Genomic DNA, 17,485 nt, shown 5'->3' with positions numbered 1-17,485 from the left:
GAAATAACACGCAAAAACCGCACCCGTGCACCGGCCTGATGAGAACTCAAGCGAAGCGCGCGTATTCCAAATCTGTTTAAAAAACGACCAGTCGCGACTGGACTGAATCGGATACTGATCAATACTTCAACTGTCGGCGTGACATCTCCCCCAAGTGAAGCGCCGACCTGGGTACCAACGGACCGCGTGCCCTTGTTTTACTCCTAATGGTCTTAGCCCGGATTCGCCCCCCCAGAACCCGGGTTTTTTTTGCCTGCGATTTAGTTATCCACACAATGCTGTAGTGAGCGGGCTTGTCGGCTTTTGAAGGTTGTGCGTCAGCCGGCGACGTGAGCCAGCGGGAACAGACGCTTGAAGTTCTCGGTGGTCTGTTCGGCAAAGCGCTCGTAGGACTCACCGCGCAGCATCGCCAGGTACTCCGCCACATCGCGCACATACTCCGGCAAGTTCGGCTTGCCGCGATGGGGGATCGGCGCCAGGTACGGCGAATCGGTCTCCACCAGCAGACGGTCGGCCGGCACTTGGCGTGCGACGTCGCGCAGGGCGTCGGCGTTGCGGAAGGTGACAATGCCCGACAGCGAAATGTAGAACCCCAGGTCCAGGGCTGCCTTGGCCATGTCCCAGTCTTCGGTAAAACAATGCAACACACCGGCCTGCGGCAGCGCGGCTTCGCGCAGCAAGGTCAGGGTGTCGGCACGGGCGCCACGGGTGTGGACGATCACCGGTTTGCCGGTCTGCTGGGCGGCTTGCAGGTGCAGGCGGAAGGACGCCTGCTGCAACTCGGCGGCTTCGGGTTCGTAGTGGTAATCCAGGCCGGTTTCGCCGATGGCCACCACGCGCGGGTGGTTCAGTTCGCCCAGCAACCAGTCGAGGGCCGGGGCTTCGCCGGGCTTGAGGTCCAGCGGATGGATACCCACCGAGCAATCCACATCGGCATAACGCTCGGCGAGGGCTTTAACGTCGGCGGCGTTTTCGGCGCTGACGCCGATGCACAGGAAGTGCCCTACCCCGCGCTGGCGTGCGGCTTCGAGCGCGGCATCAAGGGAACCGCCGTGCTGGGCCAGGTCGAGGCGGTCAAGGTGGCAATGGGAATCTACGAGCATAGGTATCTACAACTTCAGTCACGAAAAGTGTCTGGCCGACGATACACCCGCCGGCCACGGAAATTAACGGCGGCCGAGCAAACCGACCCACTGCACCAGCAGCGCTTCAAGCAGCAGCACGCGGTTCAGGTTGGCCTTGCCGAGCACTTTCTGGCGCTGCGCGAGGATCCAGTCCTGGATAGTCAGGACTTTGTCCTGGGCGCTTTTCTGCGCCAGGTACTGCACCACCTTGCGCATGTCCGGCAGACCCAGGCCGTTTTCATCCTGGGTCAGCTGGTAACGCAGGATCAGGCTCGACCAGTCGCAAAACCAGTCGAACAGCAACAGCAAGGGAATGTCCTTCCAGGCAGTTTCTGCCAATTGGGTGGCGGACATTTCCTGCTTGATCAGTTTCTTCACGCCATCCACCACCAGCGCGCGCTGCTCACGCACGCCCTGGGCTTGCAGCTTCACCGCCGCCAACGGCGAGCCGGCGGCCAGCGTCAGCAACTCGACGCGCTCGTCCTCGGTGCAGTCCGGCAACGCCTTCCCGAGCCACTCAAGGCTCATGGCCTCGCTCGGCAGCGGACACGCCTGCTGCACGCACCGGCTGCGGATAGTTGGCAACAGACGGCTGGACTGGTGACTCACCAGCAACAACACGGTATCGCCGGACGGCTCCTCCAGGCTTTTGAGCAACGCGTTGGCGGCGTTGATGTTCATCGCCTCCACCGGCTCGATCAGCACCACCTTGCGCCCGCCCATCTGCGCGGTTTGCACCACGAAGCTGACGAGGTCACGCACCTGGTCGACCTTGATCGCTTTGTCGGCTTCCTCGGGTTCCAGCACGTAGTTATCCGGGTGGCTGCCGGCCTTGAGCAACAGGCACGACTTGCACTCACCGCAGGCTTCCAGGTTGACCGGACGCTGGCACAGCAAGCTGGCCATGAGCCGCTCGGCCAGGTCACGCTTGCCGATTCCCACCGGCCCATGCAACAGGTAGGCGTGCGCGTGCTGGGCGCGGCCGGCCAGTTGTTGCCACAGGCTATCCTGCCACGGGTAGGCTTCAGCCACGGGCGCGCTCCAGCAGGGTCGGCAACAACGCATCGATGGCTTGCTGCACGTGGGCCAACGGCTGGGCAGCGTCCAGCAGGTAATAACGCTCAGGCTCGGCGGCGGCGCGTGTGAGGAACGCGGTACGGACTGCGTCGAAGAAAGCCTGGCCTTCCAGCTCGAAACGGTCCAGACGGCCACGGGCACTGGCACGGGCCAGGCCGACTTCCACCGGCAGGTCGAACACCAGCGTCAGGTCAGGGCGCAAATCGCCTTGGACGAAGGTTTCCAGGGTGGCGATGCGCGCCAGGGACAAGCCGCGGCCACCGCCTTGGTAGGCGTAAGTGGAATCGGTAAAGCGATCGCAAATCACCACGGCACCACGGTCCAGGGCCGGACGAATCACTTCGCCCAGGTGCTGGGCGCGCGCGGCAAACACCAGCAGCAGCTCGGTGTCCGGGTTCATCTGTTCTTCACCCGGCGCCAGCAGCACTTCGCGGATGCGCTCCGCCAGTGGCGTACCACCCGGTTCGCGGGTCAACACCACCTCGATGCCTTCGCTGCGCAAACGCTCGGCCAGGTAATCGCGGTTGGTGCTTTTGCCGGCGCCTTCGGGGCCTTCCAGGGTAATAAACAAGCCAGTCACAGGCAGTCCTTAGTCAGAGTCATTGCGGGCTTTGCGGTGCGGCGGTGTCCGGCACAGGAGCAGCCGGCGGTTCGGCGGGCGCATCGGCCGATGGTGCTGCATCTTCCGCAGGTTTCACCACCGGCGCCGGGCTGGAGCGGTAATCGGCGCGGCGCTTGAGCTGGAACTCACGCACGGCGGCATTATGCGCATCCAGGTCATCGGAGAAAATATGGCTGCCGTCACCCCTTGCGACAAAATACAAGCTGCTGCCCGGCACCGGGTTCAGCGCGGCATGGATCGCCTCGCGACCGACCATGGCGATGGGCGTCGGCGGCAGGCCGGCGACCATGTAGGTGTTGTAGGGGTTGGCTTCCTTGAGGTGAGCGCGGGTCAGCTTGCCGTTGTAGCGCTCGCCCAGGCCGTAGATGACCGTCGGATCGGTCTGCAGCAACATGCCGATCTTCAGGCGACGCACAAACACCCCGGCGATCTGCCCACGCTCTTCAGGCACGCCGGTCTCTTTCTCCACCAGCGAGGCCATGATCAGCGCTTGATAAGGGTCGGTGTAGGGCGCATCGGCGGCGCGCTTGCTCCACTCCTGGGCGAGGACATCGTCCAGGCGGTTATAGGCTTTTTTCAGGAATTCGACGTCGGTCATGCCCCGCACAAAACGATAGGTATCCGGGAAGAACCGCCCTTCGGGAAATACGCCGGGGTGACCGAGCTTGTCCATCACTTCGCTGTCAGTCAGGCCCGAGAGGGTTTGCACGATCTTTTCATGCTTGGCCAGGGCCGAGCGCACCTGGCGGAAGTTCCAGCCTTCCACCAGTGTCAGGCTGTATTGCACCACTTCACCGCGCTGCCACAGGCCGATCAAGCCCTGCGCCGTCATACCGGGTGTCATGCGGTATTCGCCGCTGTGCAATGGCTGGCCGTCGAGGTTGAAGCGCCAGTACAGGCGCAACCAGAAAGCGCCTTCAAGCACGCCGTCGGCTTCCAGGCGATTGAAGGTGCCGGTAGGGGTCGCCCCCGCCGGTACATCGAGCAATTGCTCCTGGGTCAGGTTCAAGGGCTGCTTCAAGGCAGAATCGAACTTCCAGGCCGAATAGCCCAACAGCAAAGCCGCCGAGAACAAGGCGATCAGCAGCAGTACAACCAGTTTTCGTATCAACTCAAATACCCAATAGTGCGCGAACAATGCCCTGCAGTTTACGGGTGAGCGGCCCAACCGGCCAGCTCATCGCAGCGCACCCACGCACCGGCCAAATGCCATAAACGCTGTTGCACACAAAGACTTCATCGGCCTGCTGTAACTGCTCAAGGCTGATGTCGACCACGGCCACCGGGACGCCCAGGGTTTGCGCCTGGGCCAGAATCTCGGCGCGCATCACGCCGGCAACCCCACAACGATTCAGATCGGCGGTTAGTAACAAGCCGTTGCGCACCAGGAACAGGTTGCTGAATACGCCCTCGATGACGCGTCCAGACACATCCAGCATCAAGCCTTCGGCATGCTCGGCATCCTGCCACTCGGCGCGGGCGATCACCTGTTCCAGGCGATTGAGGTGTTTGAGGCCGGCGAGCAACGGCTGCTCAGCCAAGCGGGTAGCACAGGCAAACAGGCGGATGCCGTCGGCTGCATGGGCATTGGGATAGGTAGCGGGCGGACTGCCCTGCAAGATACGGCGCGCCGGGGCGCCAGGGGTAATGCCATAACCGCGCAGGCTGTCGCCACGGGTGAGGATCAATTTGAGAACGCCATCGCCGAGGGCGGCAGCAAAGGCCAGCACTTCGCTGCGGATCAGCACCTGATCCGCAACCAAAGCGAGGCGCCTGCACCCCTCTTCGAGGCGTTGCAGGTGGCGGTCGAGCAGCACAGGCTGCCCGGCCTTGACGGCGAGGGTCTCGAACAGCCCATCGCCATACGCCAGGCCACGATCTTTCAGAGGCACGCTGTCCGCTGGCTGACCGTCGACCCAGCTGTGCATCACTCGGCGAACCGGCGGAACACCAGGGAACCGTTGGTACCGCCAAACCCGAACGAGTTGGAGATTGTCACGTCGATCGGCATGGGCTGCGCTTCGTGAGGCACGAAGTTCAGGTCGCAACCTTCGTCCGGCTCATCCAGGTTGATGGTCGGCGGAGCGACCTGATCCTTGATGGCCATGACGCTGAAGATCGCTTCAACCGCGCCCGCCGCGCCCAGCAAGTGGCCGGTCATGGACTTAGTGGAACTGACCGCCAGCTTGTACGCGTGCTCGCCGAACACCGACTTGATGGCTTCGGCTTCCGCCAGGTCGCCCGTCGGGGTCGAGGTGCCGTGGGCATTGATGTACTGCACCTGGTCCGGGTTGACCTTCGCATCGCGCAGGGCGTTGGTGATGCAACGCGCAGCACCGGCACCGTCGGACGGTGGCGAGGTCATGTGGTAGGCGTCACCGCTCATGCCAAAGCCGATCAGCTCGGCGTAAATGGTGGCGCCACGCGCCTTGGCGTGTTCCAACTCTTCCAGCACCAGCGCACCGGCACCGTCGGACAATACGAAGCCATCACGGCCCTTGTCCCACGGACGGCTGGCACGGGTCGGCTCATCGTTGCGGGTCGACAGCGCACGGGACGCGCCGAAGCCGCCCATGCCCAGGCCGCAGGCCGCCATTTCGGCGCCGCCGGCGATCATCACGTCGGCTTCGTCATAGGCGATGTTGCGCGCCGCCATGCCGATGCAATGCGTACCGGTGGTGCAGGCGGTGGCAATGGCGTAGTTAGGTCCCTGTGCGCCCAAGTGGATGGACAGGAAACCGGAAATCATATTGATGATCGAACCCGGCACGAAGAACGGTGAAATTCGACGGGGGCCGGAATCGTGCAAGGTGCGGCTGGTTTCTTCGATATTGGTCAAACCGCCAATACCCGAACCCATGGCCACGCCAATGCGGTCACGGTTGGCGTCGGTGACTTCCAGGCCGGCGTTACGCACTGCCTGAAAACCGGCTGCCAGGCCGTATTGAATGAACAGGTCGAGTTTGCGGGACTCTTTTATCGAGAGATATTCCTCGACATTAAAACCCTTTACCGAGCCGCCAAAACGGGTGGAATAGGCAGAAAGGTCCGTGTGTTCGATCAGACCAATACCACTGCGGCCAGCCAGAATGCCCTGCCAACTGCTCGGCACATCCGTGCCCAGTGGCGACAACATACCCATACCGGTGACTACGACGCGTCTACGCGACACAGCACTCTCCTTTTTCTTGATGACGACACTTTGCATCAGAACCGACTTTTCATCAGCGCTTAAAGAAAAAACCGCACGCCGTTACAGCAGTGCGGTTTTTCCCTGACAGCAAGCGACGACTACAAACTATTACGCCTGGTGGCTAGTAACGTAGTCGATAGCAGCTTGAACAGTAGTGATTTTTTCAGCTTCTTCGTCCGGGATTTCGGTCTCGAATTCCTCTTCCAGAGCCATCACCAGCTCAACGGTGTCAAGGGAATCGGCACCCAGGTCTTCTACGAAGGAAGCAGTGTTGACCACTTCTTCTTCTTTAACGCCCAGTTGCTCGGCGACGATTTTCTTGACGCGCTCTTCGATGGTGCTCATACCTTGTTTAACTCCTAATGGACAAATTCAGGCAGCTGGCCAGTGGGTAAGTGTATAGAAAGCCATTTCAGCTTTTCAACTGAAAGCTTCACCCTGTACCCGGTCGGCCACCTGCCTATAAATTAAGTTGCAGCTTTATAACGGATTTTAGACAGCTCGTATGACATTTTTTTGAAGCGATCCGTCACAATTTAACTCATGTACATCCCGCCGTTCACCGGGATTGTAGCCCCAGTCACGTATGCCGCACCGTCAGATGCCAGGAAAGTGACCACATTCGCGATCTCTTGAGCCTGGCCCAGACGGCCCAGCGGAATCTGCGTCAGCAAGGCTTCACGCTGTGCTTCCGGCAGTTCGCGGGTCATATCGGTGTCGATGAACCCTGGGGCCACCGAGTTGACCGTAATCGACCGCGAGCCGACTTCACGCGCCAATGCACGACTGAAACCTTCCAGACCGGCCTTGGCGGCTGCATAGTTTACTTGGCCTGCGTTGCCCATGGCACCCACTACGGAGCCAATATTGATAATTCGGCCCCAACGCGCCTTGGTCATGCCACGCAAAACGCCCTTGGACAGGCGAAACAGACTGTTCAAGTTGGTATCGACCACGTCGTACCACTCGTCGTCTTTCATGCGCATCATCAGGTTATCGCGGGTGATACCGGCGTTATTCACCAGAATAGCCGGTGCGCCGAACTGTGCAGTGATCTCGGCCAATACCGCAGCCACGGACTCATCGCTGGTCACGTTCAGCTCAAGACCGGTGCCTTGCACGCCGTTTTCCTTCAGGGTCGCGGCGATACGCTCGGCGCCCGAGGCGGAAGTGGCGGTGCCGATCACAACGGCGCCCTGACGGCCCAGCTCCAGGGCGATCGCCTGGCCAATGCCACGGCTAGCGCCGGTGACCAGTGCAACTTTACCTTGCAGACTCATGCAGGCTTCTCCTAAGTTCGGGATCAGGGTTCAGGCCAGTGCCGCGCGAGCGGCAGCGAAGGCATCCGGGGTATTCAGGTTAGCGGTCGACACACCGTCGGCGCAGCGTTTGTTCAGGCCGGCCAGGACTTTGCCCGGGCCGCACTCGACCAGCTCGGTGGCGCCATTGGCAGCCAGGGTCTGGACCGACTCAACCCAACGTACGGGCTTGTAGAGCTGTTCCAGCAGATCGCGCTTGAGGGTCTCGAGGTCGGCGGCCACTGCCGCGCTGACGTTCTGCACCAGCGGGATCTGCGGCGCCTGCCAGTTGATGGCGGCGATGGACTCGGCAAAACGCTCGGCCGCCGGGCGCATCAACTCGCAGTGCGATGGCACGCTCACCGGCAACGGCAATGCGCGCTTGGCGCCACGCGCCTTGCAGCCTTCGATGGCACGCTCAACGGCAGCCTTGGCACCGGCGATCACCACCTGGCCAGGGGAGTTGAAGTTCACTGCGCTGACGACCTCGCCTTGGGCCGCTTCGGCGCAGGCTTCGATCACCACGGCATCGTCCAGGCCCAGGATAGCGGCCATGCCGCCCTGCCCGGCCGGAACGGCTTCCTGCATCAGTTGACCACGACGCTCGACCAGCTTGACCGCTTCACCGAGGGTCAGGCTGCCCGCCGCCACCAGGGCGCTGTATTCGCCCAGGCTGTGACCGGCGACGAATGCCGGGCGCGCGCCGCCTTCCGCCAGCCACAAGCGCCACAAGGCGATCGAAGCGGTCAGGATGGCCGGTTGGGTTTTATCGGTTTGATTGAGTTGTTCTTCCGGCCCCTGCTGGGTCAGTGCCCACAGGTCGTAACCCAGAGCGTCGGAAGCTTCCTTGAAGGTGTCCAGGATCAATGGGTATTGCGCGCCCAGCTCGGCCAACATGCCGAGGGACTGCGAACCCTGCCCTGGAAAGACGAATGCGAGGGATGTAGACATGTAACAAGCCCCTAATGATCTGGTCGTCAAAAATGCGCACTCCTACGGTGGGAGCGCACGAAACTGACAGATTGGATGGTCAATTGAACTGGCCGGTCACATTTAAGCACTCCCGGGCCGATTCGCCTAAGGCAACAGATCCTCAAGACGCCCATGCAAGCGTTGCGGCAGGTTCTCCTGGATCTCGATCAAGGCCCGCGCAATCGCGCTTTGAAAGCCCTCGACGCCTGCCGAGCCATGACTTTTCACCACGATGCCCTGCAACCCCAGGAAACTCGCGCCATTATGCCGCGCCGGGGCCAAATCAGCCTGGAGACGGCGCATCAACGGCAGCGCCAGGGCGCCCACCATGCGTGACACCAGATTCTGCCTGAACAACGCTTCGATACGCGTGGCGATCATGGTCGCCAGGCCTTCGCTGGATTTGAGCAGGATGTTGCCGACAAAACCGTCGCACACCACTACGTCCGCTTCGCCACGGTACAAGCCATCGCCTTCGATAAAACCGACGTAGTTCAGACCCCGCGCGCCTTGCAGCAAGGTGGCCGCCAGCTTGACCTGCTGGTTGCCCTTGATGTCTTCGGTGCCGATATTCAGCAAGGCCACCCGCGGGCGGGCTACGCCCAGCGCTTCGGCGGCCACCGAGCCCATCACGGCAAACTGGAACAGGTGCTCGGCACTGCAATCGACGTTGGCGCCCAAGTCCAGCAGTTGGCAATAACCTTTCTGCGTCGGAATCGCCGCCACCATCGCTGGCCGGTCGATGCCGGGCAACGTCTTGAGCACATAACGCGACAATGCCATCAACGCCCCGGTGTTACCGGCGCTGACACAGGCCTGCACCTTGCCGTCGCGCAGCAACTCAAGGGCCACCCGCATTGACGAGTCGGGCTTGCCACGCAGGGCCGCCGCCGGCTTTTCATCCATACCGATGGTTTCGCTGGCCGCTGTAACCGTCAGGCGCGCGCGATCCACCGCCGGATGGCTGGCAATCAGTTCTTCAAGTAAGGAGGGTTGACCGACGAGGGTCAGGTGCAGCGAGGGTGTGGCGGACAGGCTGGCAATGCAGGCCTGAACAATGCTGCGGGGACCGAAGTCCCCGCCCATTGCGTCTATCGCGATGACTAGAGCAGACAAGTGATTACTCGTCAGCGCCCTTGTCGATCACTTTACGGCCACGGTATACGCCTTCTGGCGATACGTGGTGACGCAGGTGAACTTCACCGGTGGTCTTTTCTACGGACAGGGTGCTAGCCTCGAGAGCGTCGTGCGAACGACGCATGTCACGGGCGGAGCGGGATTTTTTGTTCTGCTGAACAGCCATAATTGATTAACTCCTAAACGTTTGGGTCACGCTTTAACTGCGCCAATACACTGAACGGGTTGGACCGCGTTACCTCGTCCTCGCTCGGTTCGGACTCGTCATCGAGCCCCTCCGGCTGCTGGCATTCTTCCGGATGATGAGCAGGCACAATGGGCAAGGCGAGCAGAAGCTCCTCCTCGATCAGTGCATGCAGATCCAATGGATCTTCGCCCAGTTCCAGCACGTCATAACCTTTCGGCAACGACTGGGTATTCGCACCCTCCTTCACCACGGCATAACTGCACTCGCTGTGGATCGGCAGGGTGACCAGCTCAAGACAACGCTGGCAAACCATTTTGACTTCGGTGTCGATAAAGCTGTGAATTACCACAGATTTACGTTCATCTCGTTCAAAAACGAATTTAGCCTGGACCGTACCGACGGTGTCGGAAAGCGGGTCGCAGAGTCTCTCCAAATCGGCCAACAGCAACTCACCTTGAAGGGAAGTGCCACGATCAGCCAATTTGCGCGGGTCAACGTGAGGTGGAATCGGGTCATTCAACATAGGCGCAGCATTATAGGGATGCACCCAGCCATGTCAAAGGAAATTCAGCCCTGTGCGTCAGCCGGTCACGCCGCTAGAATCCGCTGCCGCCCTGAGGAGACGCCCATGCCGCCTTTATTACTCGCATCCAGCTCGGTTTATCGCCGGGAATTGCTGAGCCGCCTGCACCTGCCGTTCATCTGCAGCTCGCCGGATATCGACGAAAGCCACCGTAAAAATGAATCCGCCGTCGAGCTGGTCAAGCGCCTGGCCGAACAAAAAGCCCGCGCCCTGGCCATCAGTCATCCGAGGCATTTGATTATCGGCTCGGACCAGGTCGCCGCGCTGGAAGGTCGGATCATCGGCAAACCGCACACGTTCGAAAATGCTCGCGAACAGTTACTGGCTGCCAGCGGCAAACGCGTGAGTTTCCTCACCGGGCTGGCACTGCTGAACAGCGAGACAGGGCACTGCCAAGTCGACTGCGTACCTTTTACAGTGCACATGCGCGAACTGGACGCTGAGCGTATCGAGCGCTACCTGCGCATCGAGCAGCCGTATGACTGCGCGGGCAGCTTCAAGGCAGAGGGGCTGGGTGTGAGCCTGTTCCAGGGCACCGAAGGGCCGGACGCCACCAGCCTTGTCGGCTTACCGCTGATTCGCCTGGTAGACATGCTGCTGGCAGAGGGCGTGCAAATCCCCTAAGAACAGCACACAACCAAATGTGGGAGGGGGCTTCCCCCCTCCCACATTTGGAACTACACCAGGCTTGAGACTTCAGCGTAGCGTCGGGCCTTGGAAGCCCATGTACAGCGCCAGCTTCTCAGCCACACTCGAACCGAGTTTCTTGGAGAACCGATCAAACGGCGATTCCTCAACCGTGAAATCCACCAACTCCTTCTCGCCAATCACATCCCGCGCCACCGAACTGGCACTGCCCAGGCCGTCGATCAAGCCCAGCGGCAACGCCTGCTCGCCGGACCACACGAGCCCGGAGAACAGCTCCGGATGGTCTTTATCTTTCAGGCGATCGCCACGCCCTTGCTTCACGCTGGCGATAAACTGGCGATGGGTGGTGTCGAGCACGCCTTGCCAGAACTGGGTTTCATCAGCTTTTTGCGGCTGGAACGGATCAAGGAACGATTTGTGCTCACCCGAGGTGTAGGTGCGGCGCTCCACCCCCAGCTTCTCCATGGTGCCGACAAACCCATAACCGGCCGCCGTTACACCGATGGAGCCCACCAGGCTGGCCTTGTCGGCATAGATCTGGTCAGCGGCGCTGGCAATGTAATAGGCACCCGAAGCACCCAGGTCGGAAATCACCGCGTACAGCTTGATATCCGGATGCAGGCCACGCAGACGGCGAATCTCGTCATACACATAACCCGACTGCACCGGGCTGCCGCCCGGACTGTTGATGCGCAGGATCACGCCCTTGACCTTGGGGTCCTCGAACGCGGCACGCAGGCTGCTGACGATGTTGTCGGCGCTGGCGGATTCCTTGTCGGCAATCACCCCGCGCACTTCGATCAGGGCGGTGTAGTGGGCGCCACGGGTCGCGCTTTTTTCCATGTCCATGAGCGGGCTGAACAACGCCAGCATGGCAATCAACCAGACAAATGTCAGCAGCTTGAAGAAAATCCCCCAACGCCGCGCACGACGCTGTTCCTGGACGCTGGCCAGGAGGGTTTTCTCCAGCAGCTTCCAGCTTTTGTCATCACCGTTTTCAGCCTTTTCGGGCGCTTTCCACTCGTCACTCATGCCATCAACCCCAGCAAAGACTTATTGGGCCCGGCTGAGCCAGGCCTGCAATTCGGAAAAATGATCAATCGTCAGCCTGGGCTCATAGTGCTGCAAGGCCTCGGCCGCCTGGGCGCCATAACTGACCGCCACACTGTCCATGCCAGCATTGCGTGCCATCATCAGGTCGAAGGAGGCATCCCCCACCATCAACGCCTGGCGTGGCGACACACCGCAGTGCGCCAGGATCTGCTCCAGCATCAGAGGATGAGGCTTACTGGCAGTTTCATCGGCGGCGCGGGTGATATCGAAATAATCTTCCCAACCGTGGGCCTTGAGCACCCGGTCCAGCCCGCGACGGGCCTTGCCGGTAGCGACCGCCAGGTGATAACCCTCGGCGCGGAACGCATCCAGCGACTGCACCACCCCCTCGAACAACGGCGAAGGCGTGGCCTCCAGGGCGATGTAGTGATCGGCGTAATGATCTCGGAATGCAACCAACTCAGCGTCGCTGATCTCGGGGTACAAGGTGCGAATGGCCTCAGGCAAGCCGAGCCCGATAATGCCCTTGACCGCGTGGTCAGTGCACAGCGCGAACCCCGAACGGGTCGACGCGGTGTGCATCGATTCGACGATCCGACCAATGGAATTACACAGGGTGCCGTCCCAATCGAAGATCAGCAGCTTGTAATCAGGGTGCGACACTCAAACGCTCCACGGTCTTGGCCCACATCTCATCGACCGGCGCCTGCAGCTTCAATTCGCCACCATCGGGCAGCGGCACGGTGAGCATGTAGGCGTGCAGGAACAGGCGCTTGCCGCCTAAATCACGGATTTCCTTGGAGAAACCCTCGTCGCCGTATTTGGTATCACCGGCAATGCAGTGACCCGCATGCAAGGTGTGTACGCGAATCTGGTGGGTACGGCCGGTTACCGGCTTGGCCTCGACCATGGTGGCGAAGTCACCGAAGCGACGCAGCACCTTGAACAGGGTCAGGGCTTCTTTACCCTCCTCGTCCACCTCGACCATGCGCTCGCCGGAGCGCAGGTTGCTCTTCTGCAAGGGCGCGCGAACGCTTTTGATCGAGCTGGCCCAGTTGCCGCGCACCAGCGCCATGTAGCGCTTGTCTACACCATCGCCACGCAGGGCGGTGTGCAAATGACGCAACATGCTGCGTTTCTTGGCGATCATCAGCAGGCCGGAGGTGTCACGGTCCAGGCGATGGACCAATTCCAGCTCCTTGGCGTCCGGACGCAACTGACGAAAGGCTTCGATCACGCCGAAATTCAGGCCACTGCCGCCGTGAACCGCAATGCCGCAGGGCTTGTTGATCACGATCAGCTTGTTGTCTTCGAAGACAATCGACGCCTCAAGGCGCTGCAACAGGCCTTGGGCCAGCGGGACAGGCTCATCACGCTCAGGCACGCGCACCGGCGGCACACGGACGATATCGCCCGCCTGCAACTTGTACTCGGGCTTGATCCGGCCCTTGTTCACCCGCACTTCACCTTTACGCAAGATGCGGTAGATCAAGGTCTTGGGCACGCCTTTGAGCCTGGCCAGGAGAAAATTATCGATGCGTTGGCCGGCATATTCCGGCGAGACCTCGAGCAGCTGGACGCTGGGGGTCTGGGGGGCGGTAGTCGTCATGGCGGCGATGATAACAATTTTTTATGGAATTGAAGCACTTAATCATTGCTGCTATAGTCGCGAACGCCGCCAAAAGCGGCCTGGACAGAGGACTTGCGGCAAATTGCCGGCCCTGACCATCGCAATTCATCAGGACGCGAGGCCGTCCTACGGGGCTTTCGCCACCTTGGAAGGCTCGGGATTGTAACAAGCGCAGGTGACATGAGGCCTGAAGCGAGTGCAGTACGCAGAGTGATTACTCGCGTTTTGCGCCGATATTTACGGCCAGTTCACAAAGTGCAGTCAGTCTTGAGCCACACCATGGCGAATGCTTCGGAAACAACGCCTGTTAAGAGCTGAGTGAGAGCGCGATCGCCCACACCTAGTCTTGTTTAGCCATGAGCGTGGACTCCCCATTGGAGTACACGGTAAATGCCAACCCGCTGCGGATTCTGCGCGCGGCAGCACCCGAATTATCAGGGATACGTGTAGGGTGGAGATGCACAACCGTCGGACCGTGTAGCACTAGGCTTATATTTAGACGCTTCATCTCGTCCACAGTCGCCGGTTGATTCCTCCTCCTGACCTTAGCTTTTGTTGAAGTGGTGCCTTTGTCACCACCGCTAACAAGCAGGACGCGTCCGTCGCGATACCGGCCCAATTGGCCTGTTATTGCTGGACACTGGAGTGGCCAACCACTCTTGACGCACCTGACACCGACCGTGAGAAGTCGTGTGTGCCGAACGCCGTTTCCGGCAGCCCGGAAACCGACGGTACAACATGAAAAGAATGCTGATTAACGCAACTCAACCCGAAGAGTTGCGTGTTGCACTGGTAGATGGCCAACGCCTCTACGACCTGGACATCGAATCCGGTGCACGCGAGCAGAAGAAGGCCAATATCTATAAAGGCCGTATTACTCGCATCGAACCAAGCCTTGAGGCTGCCTTTGTCGATTTCGGCTCCGAGCGCCACGGCTTCCTGCCCCTCAAAGAAATCTCCCGCGAATACTTCAAGAAAGCGCCTGAAGGCCGCGTGAACATCAAGGACGTCCTGAGCGAAGGCCAGGAAGTCATCGTTCAGGTCGAAAAAGAAGAACGTGGCAACAAGGGCGCAGCCCTGACCACCTTCATCAGCCTGGCAGGCCGTTACCTGGTCCTGATGCCGAACAACCCACGTGCCGGCGGTATTTCCCGTCGCATCGAAGGCGAAGAGCGCAACGAACTGCGTGAAGCGCTGAACGGCCTGATCGCACCGGCCGACATGGGCCTGATCGTTCGCACTGCCGGCCTGGGCCGCAGCAGCGAAGAAATGCAGTGGGACCTCGACTACCTGCTGCAACTATGGACAGCCATCAAAGAAGCGTCCCTGGATCGTTCCGCGCCATTCCTGATCTACCAGGAAAGCAACGTGATCATCCGCGCCATCCGCGATTACCTGCGCCAGGACATCGGCGAAGTGCTGATCGACAGCGTTGAAGCACAGGACGAAGCCCTGACCTTCATCCGCCAGGTGATGCCGCAGTACGCCAGCAAGATCAAGCTGTACGAAGACAGCGTCCCGCTGTTCAACCGTTTCCAGATCGAAAGCCAGATCGAGACCGCCTTCCAGCGCGTGGTCGAACTGCCTTCCGGTGGCTCCATTGTGATCGACCCGACCGAAGCCCTGGTGTCCATCGACATCAACTCGGCGCGCGCCACTAAAGGTAGCGACATCGAAGAAACCGCCCTGCAGACCAACCTGGAAGCGGCTGAAGAAATCGCCCGCCAGCTGCGCCTGCGCGACATCGGCGGCCTGATCGTGATCGACTTCATCGACATGACCCCCGCCAAGAACCAGCGCGCCGTGGAAGAGAAAGTCCGCGAATGCCTGGAAGCTGACCGTGCCCGCGTACAGGTTGGCCGCATCTCGCGCTTCGGCCTGCTGGAAATGTCCCGTCAACGCCTGCGTCCGTCCCTGGGCGAAAGCAGCGGCATCGTCTGCCCGCGTTGCAACGGCACCGGCATCATCCGTGACGTCGAGTCGCTGTCCCTGGCGATCCTGCGCCTGATCGAAGAAGAAGCCCTGAAAGACCGCACCGCCGAAGTCCGCGCACAAGTGCCGATCCCGGTCGCCGCGTTCCTGCTCAACGAAAAACGCAACTCGATCACCAAGATCGAACTGCGCACCCGTGCCCGTATCGTGATCCTGCCGAACGATCACCTCGAGACGCCGCACTTCGAAGTGCAGCGCCTGCGTGATGACAGCCCGGAAGCCCACAGCGGCCAGTCCAGCTATGAAATCGCCGCTGCCGCCGCCGAAGTGGAAGAAGTCCAGCCGGCCGCTGCGACCCGCACCCTGGTTCGCCAGGAAGCCGCCGTGAAGACCGCCCCTGCCCGCGCCAACGCACCGGTGCCGACTGAAGTGGCTGCACCGGTTGCCGCACCGGCCGCCCTGCCTGAGCCAAGCCTGTTCAAGGGCCTGGTGAAGTCGCTGGTCAGCCTGTTCGCGACCAAGGAAGAGCCGGTTGCTCCGGTGGTGGTTGAAAAACCTGCCACCGAACGCCCGGCGCGCAACGAAGAGCGTCGCAACGGTCGCCAGCAGAGCCGTAACCGTAACGGTCGCCGTGACGAAGAACGCAAGCCTCGCGAAGAACGCGCACCGCGTGAAGAACGCGCGCCACGTGAAGAACGCGCGCCACGTGAAGAGCGTGCGCCTCGCGAAGCCCGTGAAGAAACCCCGACCGTAGCCCGTGAAGAGCGTGCACCACGCACCCCACGTGCTCCGCGTGAAGATCGCAAGCCACGTGGCGAGCGTGAAGAACGTGTGCGTGAACTGCGCGAGCCGCTGGATGCCGCTCCGGCCGTCGCCGCCGAAGCCGTCAGCGAAGAACGCCCGGCTCGCCAGCCGCGTGAAGAACGCGCGCCACGTGAAGAACGCCAGCCTCGCGCTCCGCGTGAAGAGCGTCAACCACGTGCCGAGCAAGCGGCTGCCGCCAGCGAAGAAGAAGTACTGACCGGCGAAGAGCAACCGCAGGAAGACGGTCAGGAAGGCGCCGAAGGCGATCGTCCACGCCGCCGCTCCCGTGGCCAGCGTCGTCGCAGCAACCGTCGTGAGCGTCAGCGTGATGCCAACGGCAACGTGATCGAAGGCTCGGAAGAGACCGGCGAAAACGCAGAAGCCGCTACCAGCGAACCGACGGGCGCCGAACTGGCTGCCGGCCTGGCTGTTACCGCTGCCGTTGCCAGCTCGGTCATCAGCGCACCTGCTGAAGCCCAGGCCCACGAGCAGGCTGAGCGCGCTACTGCTGCTGTCGAAGAGACCGTCATCGCAGAAACACCTGTTGCCGAGACGCCAGTCGTTGAAGCACCTGCTGTTGAAGCATCGGTTGCTGAAGCGCCAGTTGTAGAAGCGCCGGCTGTCGAAGCCACCACCCCAATCGAAGCGCCGGTTGTGCCGGAAGTGGAAGTTGTTCCGGAAGTAGAAGTTGCTCCGGTTCAAGAAGCCCAGCCAGAAGTTGAAGTGGCAGCGGTTGAAGAAGCACCGGCGATTGAACCTCAGCCAGTGACTGAAACAGTCGTAGAAGCTCCGGTTGTCGAGGCGGCTCCAGAAGTTCGTGAAGTTCGTGAAGAACAGACCGCCTTCCAATGGACTGCCGAGCCTGCCGCGCCGGTTGAAGCGCCAGAACCTGCCCCAGTGGTAGAAGACGCGCCGGCACCGGTTGCCGAAGTCGTGGTTGCCGAGCCAGCCCCCGTGGTTGAGCCTGCTCCGGTCGTTGAACCTGCACCCGTGGTTGAAGCGCCGGTGGTTGCCGAAGTTGCCGCCCCAGTGGTTGAAGCAGCACCGGTCAGTGCCCTGACCGAAAACGGCCGTGCCCCGAACGACCCACGTGAAGTGCGTCGTCGTCGCAAGGAAGCGGAAGCCGCTGCTGCTGCTGCCGCAGCACAGGAAGCAGAGCACGAGAGCAAACCTCTCGTCTGATTCCGTCAGCAATTAAAAAGCCCCGCCTGAGTGATCAGGCGGG

Annotated in this window: 17 protein-coding genes; 2 read left to right on the top strand and 15 right to left on the bottom strand. The window is 61.1% G+C overall.

Annotation, left to right across the window (positions count from 1 at the left end):
* Window positions 1–317 precede the first annotated feature (317 nt).
* The 12 genes from BM403_RS24915 to BM403_RS24860 form a co-directional block, all read right to left on the bottom strand.
* A complete protein-coding gene (locus tag BM403_RS24915) occupies window positions 318–1,103 on the bottom strand; it encodes a TatD family hydrolase (RefSeq protein WP_093545498.1) in 786 nt (261 codons plus the stop codon).
* 63 nt (window positions 1,104–1,166) lie between these two features.
* Complete coding sequence (locus BM403_RS24910) at window positions 1,167–2,156, bottom strand: DNA polymerase III subunit delta' (protein WP_015885427.1); 990 nt, start codon at window positions 2,154–2,156, stop codon at window positions 1,167–1,169.
* Window positions 2,149–2,781 (bottom strand): dTMP kinase, encoded by a 633-nt coding sequence (gene tmk, locus BM403_RS24905; RefSeq protein ID WP_093545495.1) that lies wholly within the window; start codon window positions 2,779–2,781, stop codon window positions 2,149–2,151. Before tmk ends, BM403_RS24910 begins: the two co-directional genes overlap by 8 nt.
* Window positions 2,782–2,800: 19 nt before the next feature.
* Window positions 2,801–3,934, bottom strand: coding sequence for an endolytic transglycosylase MltG (mltG, locus tag BM403_RS24900; protein WP_015885429.1), 1,134 nt, complete (start codon window positions 3,932–3,934; stop codon window positions 2,801–2,803).
* Window position 3,935: 1 nt separating this feature from the next.
* Window positions 3,936–4,751 carry an aminodeoxychorismate lyase gene (gene pabC, locus BM403_RS24895; protein WP_093545492.1) on the bottom strand — a complete coding sequence of 272 codons (816 nt, stop codon included), beginning with the start codon at window positions 4,749–4,751 and terminating at the stop codon, window positions 3,936–3,938.
* Entirely contained in the window at window positions 4,751–5,995 is a 1,245-nt protein-coding gene (gene fabF / locus BM403_RS24890; RefSeq protein WP_015885431.1) for a beta-ketoacyl-ACP synthase II, read from the bottom strand. The genes pabC and fabF overlap by 1 nt, the downstream gene beginning before the upstream one ends.
* Before the next feature lie 129 nt (window positions 5,996–6,124).
* On the bottom strand, window positions 6,125–6,361 hold the full coding sequence (gene acpP / locus BM403_RS24885) for an acyl carrier protein (RefSeq protein WP_003175607.1): 237 nt from the start codon (window positions 6,359–6,361) through the stop codon (window positions 6,125–6,127).
* A gap of 191 nt (window positions 6,362–6,552) precedes the next feature.
* Window positions 6,553–7,296, bottom strand: a complete 744-nt coding sequence (gene fabG / locus BM403_RS24880) for a 3-oxoacyl-ACP reductase FabG (protein ID WP_015885432.1) — start codon at window positions 7,294–7,296, stop codon at window positions 6,553–6,555.
* Window positions 7,297–7,326: 30 nt separating this feature from the next.
* Complete coding sequence (gene fabD / locus BM403_RS24875) at window positions 7,327–8,265, bottom strand: ACP S-malonyltransferase (protein ID WP_015885433.1); 939 nt, start codon at window positions 8,263–8,265, stop codon at window positions 7,327–7,329.
* Between the two features lie 126 nt (window positions 8,266–8,391).
* Complete coding sequence (gene plsX, locus BM403_RS24870) at window positions 8,392–9,402, bottom strand: phosphate acyltransferase PlsX (RefSeq protein WP_015885434.1); 1,011 nt, start codon at window positions 9,400–9,402, stop codon at window positions 8,392–8,394.
* A gap of 4 nt (window positions 9,403–9,406) precedes the next feature.
* Window positions 9,407–9,589 carry a 50S ribosomal protein L32 gene (rpmF, locus tag BM403_RS24865; RefSeq protein WP_003179396.1) on the bottom strand — a complete coding sequence of 61 codons (183 nt, stop codon included), beginning with the start codon at window positions 9,587–9,589 and terminating at the stop codon, window positions 9,407–9,409.
* A gap of 13 nt (window positions 9,590–9,602) precedes the next feature.
* Window positions 9,603–10,133, bottom strand: coding sequence for a YceD family protein (locus BM403_RS24860; RefSeq protein ID WP_015885435.1), 531 nt, complete (start codon window positions 10,131–10,133; stop codon window positions 9,603–9,605).
* A gap of 105 nt (window positions 10,134–10,238) precedes the next feature.
* Between BM403_RS24860 and BM403_RS24855 the strand changes: the two genes are divergently transcribed.
* Window positions 10,239–10,817, top strand: coding sequence for a Maf family protein (locus BM403_RS24855; protein WP_093545489.1), 579 nt, complete (start codon window positions 10,239–10,241; stop codon window positions 10,815–10,817).
* A 72-nt stretch (window positions 10,818–10,889) separates the two neighbouring features.
* Here the strand turns inward: BM403_RS24855 and BM403_RS24850 are convergent, their stop codons facing one another.
* From BM403_RS24850 to rluC, 3 genes are read right to left on the bottom strand one after another with little or no spacing between them, the layout of a single operon-like run.
* Window positions 10,890–11,873, bottom strand: coding sequence for a S49 family peptidase (locus BM403_RS24850; RefSeq protein WP_015885437.1), 984 nt, complete (start codon window positions 11,871–11,873; stop codon window positions 10,890–10,892).
* Between the two features lie 21 nt (window positions 11,874–11,894).
* Window positions 11,895–12,557 carry an HAD-IA family hydrolase gene (locus tag BM403_RS24845; protein WP_015885438.1) on the bottom strand — a complete coding sequence of 221 codons (663 nt, stop codon included), beginning with the start codon at window positions 12,555–12,557 and terminating at the stop codon, window positions 11,895–11,897.
* Window positions 12,544–13,503 carry a 23S rRNA pseudouridine(955/2504/2580) synthase RluC gene (gene rluC / locus BM403_RS24840; protein WP_015885439.1) on the bottom strand — a complete coding sequence of 320 codons (960 nt, stop codon included), beginning with the start codon at window positions 13,501–13,503 and terminating at the stop codon, window positions 12,544–12,546. The genes BM403_RS24845 and rluC overlap by 14 nt, the downstream gene beginning before the upstream one ends.
* A 759-nt stretch (window positions 13,504–14,262) precedes the next feature.
* Between rluC and rne the strand changes: the two genes are divergently transcribed.
* A complete protein-coding gene (rne, locus tag BM403_RS24835) occupies window positions 14,263–17,442 on the top strand; it encodes a ribonuclease E (RefSeq protein WP_218189868.1) in 3,180 nt (1,059 codons plus the stop codon).
* Window positions 17,443–17,485 lie beyond the last annotated feature (43 nt).

Source organism: Pseudomonas sp. OV546 (assembly GCF_900116845.1).
GTDB lineage: Bacteria > Pseudomonadota > Gammaproteobacteria > Pseudomonadales > Pseudomonadaceae > Aquipseudomonas > Aquipseudomonas petroselini.
Note: the sequence above shows the minus strand (reverse complement) of the source record. Positions and strands in the feature narration are given on the sequence as shown.